The organism is Oceanobacillus sp. AG (genome assembly GCF_009746545.1).
Lineage (GTDB): Bacteria > Bacillota > Bacilli > Bacillales > Amphibacillaceae > Oceanobacillus > Oceanobacillus indicireducens.
Map to the genome: position 1 here is coordinate 1 of NZ_WOWT01000019.1, position 13,451 is coordinate 13,451.

The following is a 13,451-nucleotide window of genomic DNA, read 5'->3' on the forward strand; positions in this document are numbered from 1 at the left end:
ATAGCTTAAGTTCTAAACTAAATATGAATAACTAACTTCATCTCTTAAAAAATCAGGATTTAAGGGATCTACTTTCTTATTGCCATTTTTAGCGTTATTTCGTAAGTATTTTCATACAAATGTTAGTTGAACAGAATCAGGTATTTACGGACTGTATATCCCCCACCTTCCCATCTCGGGCTTCCCTCATGTTTAAAGATGGGGGTATTACAGACCGTTAATACGTGATAAATTTTAGTTTGCACGGGAAACGTATTTACCTTCGTCGGTACTAATGACTAGTTTATCCCCTTGATTCACAAATAATGGAACTTGTACGGTTATACCTGTTTCTAATGTAGCTGATTTGGAACCGCCGCTTTGGGTATCGCCTTTAATTCCTGGCTCGGTTTCCGTAACTTCAAGCTCCACGTTTTTAGGAAGGTCGATTCCGAGAATTTCGCCCTCATACGAAATAACTGTAACTTCCATATTTTCCACGATGAATTTTAATTCATGCTCGAGACGGCTTCCTGGAATTTCAATTTGTTCATACGTATTTGTATCCATGAATGCATGGGAATCACCTGAAGCATACAAGTATTGCATTTTATTCGTTTCAATATGAGCACGTTCTACCTTTTCACCGCCGCGGAATGTTTTTTCTTGGATATTACCATTCCTCAAGTTACGTAATTTCGAACGGACAAATGCAGCTCCTTTTCCTGGCTTAACATGCTGGAACTCAATTACTTGCAAAATATCTCCATCTACTTTAATCGTAAGACCTGTTTTAAAATCGTTTACTGAAATCATTAATTTTCCTCCTTATGTGTCATCCTAATTGAATGAATTCTTTTGATGAGGTGGTTAACCGTTTATTTCCTTCTTCTGTAATGACAATATCATCTTCAATTCGGCAGCCGCCAACCCCAGCTACATAGATTCCTGGCTCTACTGTTACGACCATACCCGGTTCTAATTTTTGTTTAGAACGTGTGGAGATTCCTGGCGCTTCATGAACCTCCATACCGAGACCGTGCCCTGTCGAGTGTCCAAAGTTCTCCCCATAACCCATTTCGGTAATATAATCTCTTGTGATGGCATCCGCTTCAACTCCGGTCATACCCGGTTTAATTTCTCTTACCCCACGCATATTCGCTTCTAACACGATATCATAAATTTTCCGAAGTTCATCACTAACTTCACCAACTGCTACTGTTCGCGTAATATCCGAGCAGTATCCTTTGTACAAGGCGCCGTAATCTAATGTAACCAGTTCCCCTGCTTGGATTACTTTTTCAGAAGCTACCCCATGCGGCATGGCAGAACGGTGTCCAGAAGCAACAATCGTATCGAAGCTTGAGGATGTGGCCCCTTTACCGCGCATGAAAAATTCCAGCTCATTAGCGACCTCAATTTCTTTTACTCCCGGTTTGATATAAGATTGGATATGCACAAACGCATCATCCGCAATCTCGGCTGCTTGCTTCATAATCGCAAGCTCTTCCGGTGTCTTAATCATCCGTAAAGCTTCCACAAGACCGCTGACTGGAACTAGCTCCACATCCAACATTTTTTTATACGTTTCAAATTGCCCATATGTAGTATAATCTTTTTCAAAGCCTACCCGGTTTACATTCATATCGTTTAATTGCTTTTTCACTTCGGCATCCAGACCCTGTTTATGTTCAATCACTTGAAAACCTTCAGCTTGTGCACTTGCTTGTTCAGTATAACGGAAGTCTGTGATAAACCGAGCGTCCTTATCCGATATAATTGCAACGCCTGCCGTACCGGTAAAACCGCTAATATATCTTCTGTTGATTTGGCTAGCAATAATAAAAGCGTCTAATTTGTTTTCTAGTAATTTTTCCCGCAGTTTCTGTAATTTAACCATCGTTCATCTCTTCCCCCATCAAATTTTTCAATATAGTTCATCGTTTTTTTAGTGTATCATAATGTTACCTTGAATGGTAATTTTTAAAGACTAACTTTCCGGCTCTTGTCTGATTTTACGTATCTTTGTTTCATGATAATCATAGGAAATGGAATAACCGGTGAACAGACCATATAATATAAATATACACACGGTCGTAACCCATGTTTCCAAGTTGAGATCCGCCATTGGTCTTGTATAGGGAAGGAGCGGTTGCATGAGGAAAAAGGTAATCCCCCAAAGTAAAATACCATACCCAACCCCCATCCAGATTGAATTTACTTTCCGGAATAAGCCAAAATAAATAACCGCCGGGAAAAGAGATAAGATGCTCGCTATAATAATAGCAACAATATGACCAACTAAACGATCAGACCACCCTGCTTGTATCCACGGTTTCAATAAAAATGTTTTTGGAGCAACTTCTGTCAAGTTAAAAAAATAAGAAACTGCGAGAAACAAGCTCCATAGAAATCCGCCAACCGCTCCAATTATAAGTGCTCGACCAAGTGAGTAGTTAGAAGCTGTATCTTGCTTCTTATCTTTATTTTCCGCCATAGTTGATCACCTCAACCAGTAGTATGACCAATCCTAAAGTTTTCTTTCACTCGGAAAACAATAATTCATTATAATAATAAGCTTAACCAATAGTCTTATGTTATTATTTTTAGTACAATTAAAGCAGGGAAACATTAGTGATATCAGACAAATAAGAAACATGAATTATCACGTATAGTTTTATGTTACTGGTCAAAACTGTTAATAGTTTATCACGCATTAACGGTCTGTAACCCCCACTTCTATACATGAGGGAAGCGCAACATGTGAAAGTGGGGGGTATACAGTAAGGAAACCCCACTGAATGAAGTTTCACTTTATCAGGTGCAGTTCTTTCCGTAACTTCTAAGTTTCCCGATGCTTAATTGTGGTATATAGCTAGTAGAGTGTATTTTTATGAAGGAAAGGAGGACTTCTTCATGAAGCGTAATAAAATAGCTTATCTTTTTTACATCATTATCGCCCTTGCTGTATTCGGATTGATTACACAGCTGTTCGGAAATACTCGTAATTTTCTAATGGGAATGGCTATGATGCTCGGTTTTGCCGTCGCTATTTTTGCGTTGCTCTATTTTATTGTTAACCGTTCAAGAGGTTCGTCCGATGAAATGAAGAAATATAAACAAGCAGTGAAACAATCCCAATCAAAATACCAACAAGCTGCACCTAAGAAACCAACTCCGGCCCCTTTAGCTAATCGAAAAACTGACCGATCACGGAAAGGTAAAAGGCGTCCTACCCATTTACGGGTAATTGAAGGAAATAAATCGAAAACAAAAGGAAAAGACCGAGCCACTTTCTAAGTAACTCGGTCCGGCTTCTTTTATTTTTAAATCCGCTTCTAGCCTGACCAGCCCCTAAGAAACTGATCTGCTGCCTCTTTCCCTATAGCAGCAAGTTCCAATTTTTTCTCTTCTGACAGGTTAAAATCTGTTCCCGCAAGATCATGTACAGGTATAAATAATATTTTATCTTCCTCTGCTTTCGAAATATACCGCATATCATGCGCCTTCTTCATCGTAAGAAATAGAGCGTGAAACATATTAAGCGCATTTGTAATAATTTGTGGCTCGTTCAACATTTCATCTTTCTCTGTCAATTTCACACCAAGAACGGGCCGTAATTGCTTTTTGCGTCCAAAAATCCAAAGTGGAAAATTACTTAACAATCCTCCATCCACAATAATGCTTTTATTATTTGTTTTACCTGGAAGTTTCTTCGGCATGAAGAAATACGGAAAGCCTGCACTCATCCGTACCGCTTTTGCTACTGGGAAAAGGTTCGGATCAAGACCATAGTGCGGCATAAGATCGTCAGGAAAAACAACGAGCCTCCCAAGCGATAAGTCGCTTGCAACGATCTTCAAATAACCCTCTTTCAAATCTTTAAACGTCCGAATATTTTTCGCTGCTAATATTTCGGTCAGCCATTCTTCCAATTTGTCCCCTTTGTTAATTCCCATTTGAAAATAGAGAAACCCCCATTTCATAAAAGGAAAGTATTTCGTTAGTATCGGTGGGTCCATAAATAATTTCACATTGAGTTCGCGAATAATTTGTTCAATTTCTGTATACGTATAGCGAGCTGCTATTAATGCTGAAATGATTGCACCTGCCGATGTCCCGGCGACACGTTCAAGCTCCAATTGGTGTTTCTCAATACTTTCCAGTACACCTATATAAGCATATGCTTTTACCCCACCACCCGAAAACACCGCGTCTATTCGCATAATCCTCCCCCTGATTTTTGCGTAGTATTAATACTTACGAAAGATGGGGATGTATTTAGAACTTACTTTGAATTTTGTTATCAAAATACAGTAGGGGCTGAACACAATCTACATGCCGGTTTATGCGAAAAAACACGCGGCATAGGTTGGCATGCTCGCGTGTTAGTTACTTAGCTTCGATTGCTGTAGTGCTTTTAAATCCTTGACTCGCTGTTCATCTTCTTTAAAATATCTCACTAAATCATCAATTCGATCGATGGAATTCCAACTTAAATGATGTTCAATACCTTCGACATCATCGTAAATATTTTCCTCTTTTACCCCAATTATCTCAAGGAAATCTTCAAGAAGATCATGGCGATATAGTAGCCTCTCGCCAACTTTTTTTCCCTTGTCTGTCAGCATAAAACCACGGTATCTCTCATAATTAACGAATTCACTTTTATCAAGCTTTTGGATCATTTTCGTTACGGATGACGGATGAACATCTAGCTCTTCAGCGATGTCCGATACACGGGCATATCCTTTGGTTTCGATGAGAATATATATTTGCTCAATATAATCTTCCATACTCGGTGTTGGCATATCTTCACCTCATTTCATCGTACATCAAAGTTTATCCAACGCAAAATTTTTTCTTTCACTTTTAGAATACCTTAAAAACACGAAGGAGACAAGTAATTATACTAAAAAGAATAAAGATAAGTCAACAAGATTCCTGTTACATGCGAATTATCGATAATCGCCTGGAAAAGTTTTGCCTGCTCCCATGTTCTTCTATATAAGCCTCCAATTTATTTTCCAAAGCTATATTTTCGCTTACAGAAAGCGTTGATTGAGGATTATATCCTAACAATCAAACAAAATCCAAAAGAGTAGAAAACAAATAAACGTACTAAATCTTATTATTGTGGGTACTCACTCTGTTTCATTCCCCCTCTTTCCATCAATTTTGCTAAACTTCACCCAATTTCTTACCATATTTTTCAAAAGACCCTGAAAACCGGCAATCTATTAAAGAAGGCCGGTTTTCATTTACAACGTTATATGGTCTTTTGTTTTTTCTCTAGCTCTTCAATGCTGCTAAAAAGGGAGTAGTAGGCAATAATGACCGCAATAGATACTCCTGCCACTACAAGTAAGAACCCGTACGGATTTAAAAACATAAATGTAACTTGATAACTTACTAGCCAGTCTCCTGCTAATCCTCCAATGACATAAGCTAACGGAAGTGTTGCCCATGAAAGCATTCTGGAAATTGAAAATACTCGACCTAGGTATACAGGATCTGTATTACGCTGAATAAGCGTAATACTTAATGTATTCGTAATCGGCAATAAAAAACCCATCACAATCCATATGCAGCCGATCAACCAAATGCGCTCGGTTAGCCCTGTTAGGAGTACAGCAAGTCCCATCCCCAGTGAAGATAAAAGAACATACCTAATCATCTTGTTTTTTACTTTCAAGGTTGACATAACAATACTACCAAGCACCATGCCAACACCAAATAAAGAAGTCACAAGCCCAAACTGCTCTTCTGAACCAAAGTCTAAAATATAAGGTTGGCGAATGACACTATTTACCCCTAGTGCAACATTAAGCCAAGTATGGAACATAATCATTGAAAATAATGCTTTATGACTGTATGTATAGTGAAATCCATTGATTAAATCTAACCAAAAGCTGGTCTGTTGCTTTTTATCGTCGTTCTCAATTTTTTTATCTAGACGTTCCCATAAAATAAGAACAACAATTAATCCTAGCAAGTAGGTGACAAAATTGATTCCTATAATCCAGTCTATTGAACCAAAGGCATAAAGCGCACCGCCAAGTACTGGTCCAACAATATTCGTTGTTGAGGTTGCAGATGCAAGCATTCCATTTGCCTGTGACAAGCGTTCTTCCGAAACTAGCATCGGTGTCAGCGTTTGTAAGGCAGGCGTTTCTAGCGCACTTACAACAGATAATGTTATTGTCAGAAGAAAAATAAAAAACAACATGAGCCCATCAGCCATCGCAACAACCGTTCCAATCGCGAGTACTCCAGTTCCTAAAATCCCACCGACAGCCAAAGCCAATCTAGGTCCTTTACGATCAATGTAGTTACCAACAAATGGAGAGACCACAACACTCGGTAAATAACTTGCAACCAAAACCATTGCAAAGTTAAGCACTTGGCCTGTAGACTGATAAACCCAAATACCTAACACAAACCGGGTCATTGATGATCCCAATAAAGAAACAAATTGACTTACAATTATCCATAAAAAAACGTAAAAAGTATTCTGTTTTGAAAAATTCAACTTTTATCCTCCGCTCATTGATGCGGAAGCAAATTTTTTTTACACTGTATTAATTAATATAGACAATGCTCCGTTCTACTCCCGCTCTTTTTTTGCTAATATTGGGATTATCGATGCAGACTGTCATCATCTATCACTCTCTTTCTAATATTGGTTCTACATACTATACCATTTTTATTATTTTTTGAAAATACTTGTTACGAAACGCGTTGAAATAAAGTGAAACTTCATTCAGTCGGGGTTTCCTTACCTCCCCCACTGAATGTTAGTTGAACAGAATCAGGTATTTACGGGCTGTATATCCCCCACCTTACCTTTTTGGTTTTCCCTCTTGTTTAAAGGTAGGGGTATTACAGAGCGTTAATACGTGACAAATGCAGAGTTAGCCCATACAATAGCAAAAAACAACCTCTTATGGCTATATACCTAAGAGGTTGTTTTATCAAATTCCATTTCTAGTTTAACTTTTATATACCACATTTTAATTGGGCAGCACAGTTTGTACATGTGTTGCATCCACCAATGTCCTCAATGCTTCCCTGGCGACATACCGGGCATGTATCCCCAATTTCAGAACCGATATTTACATTTGTAGAATCCAGTTCTTGAATTGTGTCCATTAAAACAACTTTCGGCTTATCAGTTTCATCTTCGAACAATTCTGTCTGCTCGCCAACTGTATTTTCTTCGGCTTTCAGTGTCAGTACTTGAGAGTCACGGCTTCCGTCAACATATACGGTTCCGCCTTTTGCTCCTCCCTTGTACAATCTCTGATAGACACTTTCTACTTGTTCAACCGTGTAGCCTTTTGGAGCGTTAACTGTTTTCGAAATAGAGCTGTCTACCCAGCGCTGGATGACACATTGTGTATCCGCATGTTCTTCAGCTGAAAGATCCATCGCAGATACGAACCATTCTGGTAAGTTTTCTTTATCTGCTTCTGGATTGTTCTCCAAATACTCCTCAACAATTGCTGCATTCACTTCAATAAATTTACCTAAGCGACCACTTCTGAAGTAGGAGAAGGAGAAGTATGGCTCAAGCCCAGTCGATACCCCAACCATTGTTCCAGTGCTTCCAGTCGGAGCAACTGTTAGCAAGTGGGAGTTACGAATACCGTGTTTCAAAATACCTTCGCGAATATCTTCCGGCATTGTTTTCATATAACCAGTATTGATAAATGCATGACGCAACCGATTCGTTTCTTCATCTGTTTCACCGATCAAGAACGGGAAACTGCCTTTTTCTTTTGCAAGTTCAATGGAAGCTCGGTAGGCGCTCGTTGCAATTGTTTCAAATACTTTATCAACAAGTGCGTTACCTTCTTCTGAACCATATCTCGTTTCCGTGTAGATGAGCAGGTCGTGCAGCCCCATTACCCCAAGGCCAACCCGACGTTCACCGAGGGCTTGCTTTCTATTTTCTTCAAGGAAATATGGTGTTGCATCAATAACATTATCCTGCATTCTAACTCCGGTGCGGACTGTTTCTTTTAGTTTCTCATAGTCCACTGTTTTGTTTACTTTGTCAGCCATTACCGCTAAGTTTACAGCAGCCAAGTTACATACACTGTAGGGTGCGAGTGGCTGTTCTCCACATGGGTTTGTTGCGACAACTTGCTGTCCGTAGCTTGATGCGTTTGTCATATCATTCGCATTATCGATAAAGAAAATTCCAGGTTCTGCGGAATAGGTCGCACAAACGTTGATTAAGTTCCATAGTTCTTTAGCTCGGATGCGGCGATAAACGCGAACACCATAACCCATTGCTTCCCACTTACGAACGTCTCCAACTTCATGCCACTTTTCGTTATATGCTTTCATTTCTTCCGGTGTATAATTTTCCACATCCGGGAAGCGCAGTTCATACATTTCGTCATTTTCTACAGCTTCCATGAATTCTTTTGTAATACATACGGAAATATTAGCTCCTGTTAGGAAATCTGGATTATGAACACTATAGGAACCGCCATCTCTTAACTTCTGCCCAGCCTCACGCATGGAGGCCTCTGTAAATCCTCCAAGACCTGGGAAACCTTTATAGTTTTGTACACTTGTATATAAATCAATCTCCGTCTCTGTAAGTGGAGTGAAGTTCAGTTTTTCTCTTGCCAGCGTTTTGATTTGTTCATCTTCTGTATTTTCGATTAAATATCTTAAAATACGCGGATTCTGCATTTTTGAGATGATGAACTCAATAATATCCGGGTGAGAATCCACAAGCATAATCATTTGCGCCAATTATGTTGCGTTGATCCGTTACATCAACTCTCCAGGTCACCCTGAAGTTCAGACCATATCTTACATTCCCTTTCGAATGTCCTCGCACTTCGGAGTCACTTGACTCCTACTCTACTCGCTTCCACATTTAAGTGTGCTTTCGATGGTCGTTGAACCTTCACCATTCGAGCAGGTGCTTGGCTGCTGATTGTCTTTAACCACTTGCTGTTTTCAAGCATTCACGCTTACCGTTTCCAGTTACGTTGTAGCCAGCAAGTCATAAAAAGAGTTTCCAGCAATTCACGAGGTTTATTTATAGACGAGGCACTTAAGCAGATTTACCACGTCTCGATCCGCCTTGTTCTACTAAATGAGTCAGTTTGGCAATATCGTCAAGCCAGGATACGGATCCGGATGACTTTCCGTTTACTCCGCGTGCCAATGTGTTTCTTGGACGAAGTGTTGAACCATTTGTCCCTACTCCTCCACCACGGGACATGATTTCCATTACTTGCTTCCGGTGATCGGAAATACCTTCCCGGGAATCTTTTACATATGGCATCACATAGCAATTAAAGTATGTTACATCCGTATTTGCACCTGCACCGTATAACACACGTCCTGCTGGCACGAAATTAAGATCAGCTAGTTCCTTATAAAACATTTCAAATGATTCTTTACGTTTTTCTTCCGTTTCCTCCACTACTGCTAAGCCGGTCGCATTTCGTTTAGCGATTTGCTCATAAAAGACTTCAAGCGGTTTATCAATTACATCAAGCGAACGCGTGATAATACCTGTTTCCATCTCTACTTCGTTATCGAGGGTAGATACAAATTCATCCAGAACTTTAATATCTGCTTCATTTTTCTCCCAATTGATTGCTTGTACAAATCCTAACCCTCTAGCTGGGAATTTAGGATCGGATTTCACTGTTAAAACAACAAAATCACCAGTTTTTAATGTAGCTTTTCCTGTATCTTTAAAAGCGTATCTGTCGAGCATAACTAAGCGTGAGACTCCACTATGTGTGAGCTTCATATCACTAGTAATCGGATGTACTGCATCAAATAATTCAATATCCTTATTCAATGAAACAACATCAATTCCATTCACTTTTTCTAATATCGTCGACACGAAACCACTCCTTTATTCATCTTTTTATGTGTAATGTGTTATAATTATGTAGTACCACGTTTTATAATATTTAAAACAATATATGGTATCAATTAACGAGTGAACACACTATATATTGTGTATTAAACAATATATGTGAGTTTTTGTCAAGAGAATAAGTTTACACAAACCTGCGGAAAAATACCGAAAAGCTTACAGGTATCGACCTTAGTATCGACTTTTATATAAATTATTTTTTTATAAAAAAGGACCGGCTATTCGAAATGCTTTTAAAGCGGTTAAAAGTATTTTATAATATGAGTTGAGATATGAGAAAGACGGGGGAAAAAATATGTCAGTTTTATTAATTGTTTTAGTTGCATTGCTTGTTTTTTCGATATTCCGGTATTACAGACAGAAAATGATTTTGAATGTACTCAATCAGGATCAGTGGATTGAGGGCTACCGAAAAGCCCAATTAATTGATGTACGTGAGCCACAAGAATATGATGCTGGTCATATCCTCGGGGCACGGAATATCCCAGTAACACAACTGAAACAGCGTCTAGTAGAAATCAGAAAGGACAAGCCAGTTTATTTATATTGTCAAAAAAGCAGCCGTTCAGGTCGCGCTGCCCAAATTCTACACAAACAAGGTTATAAAGAACTCTACCAATTAAAAGGCGGATTCAAAAACTGGACTGGAAAAATAAAAGCAAAATAGGTAAGAGAGAAGCCGACAGACTTTTTTACTCATAGTCTGTCGGCTTTTTTATTTTCCCTATCCATTATGAATTGTCTTCACGTGTGTAACGAAGAATTGGTTTTCTTGCTGCGGTCGTTTCGTCCATTCGCTTTACAATTGTGTGATGTGGTGCTTCTTGAACGATTTCAGGATCTTCTTCTGCTTCTTTTGCAATGTTTATCATAGCATCGATGAAACCATCCAGCGTCTCTTTAGACTCTGTTTCCGTCGGTTCAATCATCATCCCTTCCTCAACAATTAACGGGAAATAGATTGTTGGCGGATGATAGTTGAAGTCTAGCAGACGCTTTGCAATATCGAGTGTACGGACACCGAGTTTTTTCTGTTTTTTCCCAGATAGAACAAACTCATGCATACAATGTTGCTTATAAGGTAAATCATATATCTGCTCTAATCTGCGCATCATGTAGTTCGCATTTAAAACCGCGTATTCACTAACTTTCTTTAATCCTTCTGCACCCATTGTACGAATATAAGTATAGGCACGCAAATTGATTCCAAAGTTTCCATAATATGCCTTAATACGGCCGATGGACTGCGGACGGTCATGTTCTAATTTATATTCATCATTCTCTTTCACAATTAATGGCTTAGGTAAAAATGGTGCAAGCTCTTCTGATACCCCAATTGGTCCTGAACCTGGTCCACCGCCACCATGAGGGCCCGTAAATGTTTTATGGAGATTCAAATGAACAGCATCAAAGCCCATATCTCCTGGTCTTGTATAACCCATAATTGCGTTTAGGTTTGCACCATCATAGTAAAGCTTCCCACCGACACCATGAACAATCTCGGCCATCTCCATAATTTCTTTTTCAAAGAGACCAAGTGTGTTCGGATTCGTAAGCATTAAAGCAGCTGTATTTTCATCTACAACCCGCTTTAAATCTTCAATATCAACAAGACCGTCTTCATTGGATTTCACTGTTATAGCATCAAAGCCTGCCACTGCAGCAGATGCTGGATTTGTCCCGTGAGCGGAATCCGGAACGATGACTTTTGTCCGGTGATGCTCCCCGTTCGCCTCATGGAAAGCACGGATCATCATTAACGCAGCCCATTCGCCCTGTGCTCCAGCTGCCGATTGTAAGGATACTTCATGCATTCCAGTAATTTCTTTAAGTGAGGTTTGCAAATCATACATCATTTCAAGTGCACCTTGCACGGTTTTCGGATCTTGGTATGGGTGGATATGGGTAAATCCCGGGAGCCGCGCTACATCTTCATTAATTTTCGGGTTATATTTCATGGTACATGAGCCAAGCGGATAAAACCCGGAATCCACTCCATAGTTTCGATTCGATAATCCTGTATAATGCCGCATAATTTCGAGTTCATTTACTTCAGGTAATTCCGGAGCAGTCTTCCGAACATACGGCGTTTCAAATTCCGCATCCAAATCGATGTCTGGTACATCAAGATCCGGTAAGCTATAACTTGTTCGCTCCTTTTTACTGCGTTCAAAGATTAATGGAAATTCATTTTTAGCCATTGATATCCCCCACTTCCTTAATCAATTGATCAATCTCTTCTTTGGAACGGATTTCCGTTACGGCAACTAACATACAATTTTCTAATTCTGGATAATCTCGACCCAAATCATATCCGCCGACGATTCCCTTGGTAAGTAATGCCTCATTCACTTCGCTTACCGTTTTATTCAGCTGGATGACAAACTCGTTAAAGAATGGTTGATCAAATAAGACAGGAATTCCTATCTCCGCGAATTGTTGTTTGGCATAGCGGGCTTTTTTCATATTTAGTTCTGCCATTTTCTTCAAACCATGCTTTCCAATTGAACTCATTGCAACTGAACTAGCTAGCGCATTCAGTGCCTGGTTCGAGCAAATATTTGACGTTGCTTTATCTCTCCGGATATGCTGCTCCCTAGCTTGAAGTGTAAGTACAAATCCACGGACACCATCTTCATCTATTGTCTGTCCGACAAGACGTCCTGGAATTTTTCGCATTAACTTATTCGTCGTTGCAAAGTATCCACAATGCGGGCCGCCAAACTGGGCTGGTATGCCAAACACTTGCGTATCCCCGACGACGATATCTGCTCCGAATTCACCAGGTGGTGTCAAGTATCCGAGCGCAAGTGGATTACTAGAAACAACCATCATTGTTTTTTTATTGGAGTTGAGCAATTCACGCACCTTTGCTAAAGGTTCTATTTGACCAAAGAAGTTCGGATATTGGATGACGACACCAGCTACATCATCATCGAGTTCTCTTTCAAGTGCTTCTAGATCCGTTAAACCATCTTTATGATCTATCTCAACAACTTCTACATGTTGGCCGGTAGCATATGTCTTCACTACCTCCCGTGATTCGGGATGAATTGCGTTTGAAACGAGTACTTTTTTTCTTTTTGTACGAGCGGCAGTTAAATTAACTGCTTCACCTAGCGCTGTCGCACCATCATACATAGAGGAATTTGCAATCGGTTGGCCGGTTAATTCAGCAATCATTGTCTGAAACTCAAAAATCGCTTGCAGTTCCCCTTGGGATATCTCCGGCTGGTATGGTGTATATGCAGTATAAAACTCGGAACGACTGATGACATGGTCTACAACAGAAGGTATATAATGATCATAGACTCCTGCTCCCAAATAAGACGTATAATCCTTTAGATTTACATTTTTATTGGACATGGCAGTTAATTCTTTCATTAGTTCATATTCATTTTTAGCAGGTTTTACGTTTAGTTCCCCTTTGAAACGAATTTCCTCTGGAATGTCCGAAAACAGTTCATCTGTTGAATCAATACCGATTACATCAAGCATTTCTAATTTATCTGATTCCGTCATTGGTAAATAGCGAAATCCCATCTCCAAT

10 protein-coding genes and 2 pseudogenes are annotated in these 13,451 nt (G+C 39.5%); 2 read left to right on the forward strand and 10 right to left on the reverse strand.

All coding sequences use genetic code 11. The annotated features are described in order from the left end of the window. Positions 1-234 precede the first annotated feature (234 nt). The 3 genes from efp to GN217_RS11155 all read right to left on the reverse strand — a co-directional run bounded on the left by efp (position 235) and on the right by GN217_RS11155 (position 2,476). Positions 235-795, reverse strand: a complete 561-nt coding sequence (gene efp, locus GN217_RS11145) for an elongation factor P (RefSeq protein ID WP_156856763.1) — start codon at positions 793-795, stop codon at positions 235-237. 19 nt (positions 796-814) lie between these two features. Then, positions 815-1,879, reverse strand: a complete 1,065-nt coding sequence (locus tag GN217_RS11150) for a M24 family metallopeptidase (RefSeq protein WP_156856764.1) — start codon at positions 1,877-1,879, stop codon at positions 815-817. 90 nt (positions 1,880-1,969) lie between these two features. Then, entirely contained in the window at positions 1,970-2,476 is a 507-nt protein-coding gene (locus GN217_RS11155; RefSeq protein WP_156856765.1) for a YqhR family membrane protein, read from the reverse strand. Between the two features lie 419 nt (positions 2,477-2,895). On the opposite strand from GN217_RS11155, the gene GN217_RS11160 reads away from it, so the two are divergent. Next, positions 2,896-3,279, forward strand: a complete 384-nt coding sequence (locus GN217_RS11160; RefSeq protein ID WP_156856766.1) for an SA1362 family protein — start codon at positions 2,896-2,898, stop codon at positions 3,277-3,279. Positions 3,280-3,317: 38 nt separating this feature from the next. Here GN217_RS11160 and GN217_RS11165 read toward each other — a convergent pair whose 3' ends face one another. From GN217_RS11165 to GN217_RS11185, 5 genes and pseudogenes are all read right to left on the reverse strand, one after another. Then, positions 3,318-4,205 carry a patatin-like phospholipase family protein gene (locus GN217_RS11165; RefSeq protein WP_156856767.1) on the reverse strand — a complete coding sequence of 296 codons (888 nt, stop codon included), beginning with the start codon at positions 4,203-4,205 and terminating at the stop codon, positions 3,318-3,320. Between the two features lie 162 nt (positions 4,206-4,367). Beyond that, positions 4,368-4,790, reverse strand: a complete 423-nt coding sequence (gene mntR / locus GN217_RS11170; protein ID WP_156856768.1) for a transcriptional regulator MntR — start codon at positions 4,788-4,790, stop codon at positions 4,368-4,370. A 458-nt stretch (positions 4,791-5,248) separates the two neighbouring features. Further along, positions 5,249-6,511, reverse strand: coding sequence for an MFS transporter (locus tag GN217_RS11175; RefSeq protein ID WP_156856769.1), 1,263 nt, complete (start codon positions 6,509-6,511; stop codon positions 5,249-5,251). 467 nt (positions 6,512-6,978) lie between these two features. Continuing rightward, positions 6,979-8,748, reverse strand: a pseudogene (locus GN217_RS11180) (vitamin B12-dependent ribonucleotide reductase); the annotation flags it as partial. A gap of 322 nt (positions 8,749-9,070) precedes the next feature. Then, positions 9,071-9,865: pseudogene (locus GN217_RS11185) on the reverse strand (ribonucleotide reductase N-terminal alpha domain-containing protein); the annotation flags it as partial. 331 nt (positions 9,866-10,196) lie between these two features. Between GN217_RS11185 and GN217_RS11190 the strand changes: the two are divergent. Further along, a complete protein-coding gene (locus GN217_RS11190) occupies positions 10,197-10,568 on the forward strand; it encodes a rhodanese-like domain-containing protein (protein ID WP_156856772.1) in 372 nt (123 codons plus the stop codon). A gap of 64 nt (positions 10,569-10,632) precedes the next feature. Here the strand turns inward: GN217_RS11190 and gcvPB are convergent, their stop codons facing one another. Both gcvPB and gcvPA read right to left on the reverse strand, forming a co-directional pair. Then, positions 10,633-12,102, reverse strand: a complete 1,470-nt coding sequence (gene gcvPB, locus GN217_RS11195) for an aminomethyl-transferring glycine dehydrogenase subunit GcvPB (RefSeq protein ID WP_156856773.1) — start codon at positions 12,100-12,102, stop codon at positions 10,633-10,635. Next, positions 12,095-13,444, reverse strand: coding sequence for an aminomethyl-transferring glycine dehydrogenase subunit GcvPA (gene gcvPA / locus GN217_RS11200; RefSeq protein ID WP_156856774.1), 1,350 nt, complete (start codon positions 13,442-13,444; stop codon positions 12,095-12,097). Before gcvPA ends, gcvPB begins: the two co-directional genes overlap by 8 nt. Positions 13,445-13,451: the final 7 nt, after the last annotated feature.

Excerpts from the sequence above, each read along its gene's own strand:
- GN217_RS11160 (WP_156856766.1), top strand. The coding sequence starts at position 2,896 with ATGAAGCGTAATAAAATAGCTTATCTTTTTTACATCATTATCGCCCTT.
- GN217_RS11190 (WP_156856772.1), top strand. The coding sequence starts at position 10,197 with ATGTCAGTTTTATTAATTGTTTTAGTTGCATTGCTTGTTTTTTCGATA.
- GN217_RS11150 (WP_156856764.1), bottom strand. The coding sequence starts at position 1,879 with ATGGTTAAATTACAGAAACTGCGGGAAAAATTACTAGAAAACAAATTA.
- GN217_RS11165 (WP_156856767.1), bottom strand. The coding sequence starts at position 4,205 with ATGCGAATAGACGCGGTGTTTTCGGGTGGTGGGGTAAAAGCATATGCT.
- gcvPB (WP_156856773.1), bottom strand. The coding sequence starts at position 12,102 with ATGGCTAAAAATGAATTTCCATTAATCTTTGAACGCAGTAAAAAGGAG.
- gcvPA (WP_156856774.1), bottom strand. The coding sequence starts at position 13,444 with ATGGGATTTCGCTATTTACCAATGACGGAATCAGATAAATTAGAAATG.
- mntR (WP_156856768.1), bottom strand. The coding sequence starts at position 4,790 with ATGCCAACACCGAGTATGGAAGATTATATTGAGCAAATATATATTCTC.
- efp (WP_156856763.1), bottom strand. The coding sequence starts at position 795 with ATGATTTCAGTAAACGATTTTAAAACAGGTCTTACGATTAAAGTAGAT.
- GN217_RS11155 (WP_156856765.1), bottom strand. The coding sequence starts at position 2,476 with ATGGCGGAAAATAAAGATAAGAAGCAAGATACAGCTTCTAACTACTCA.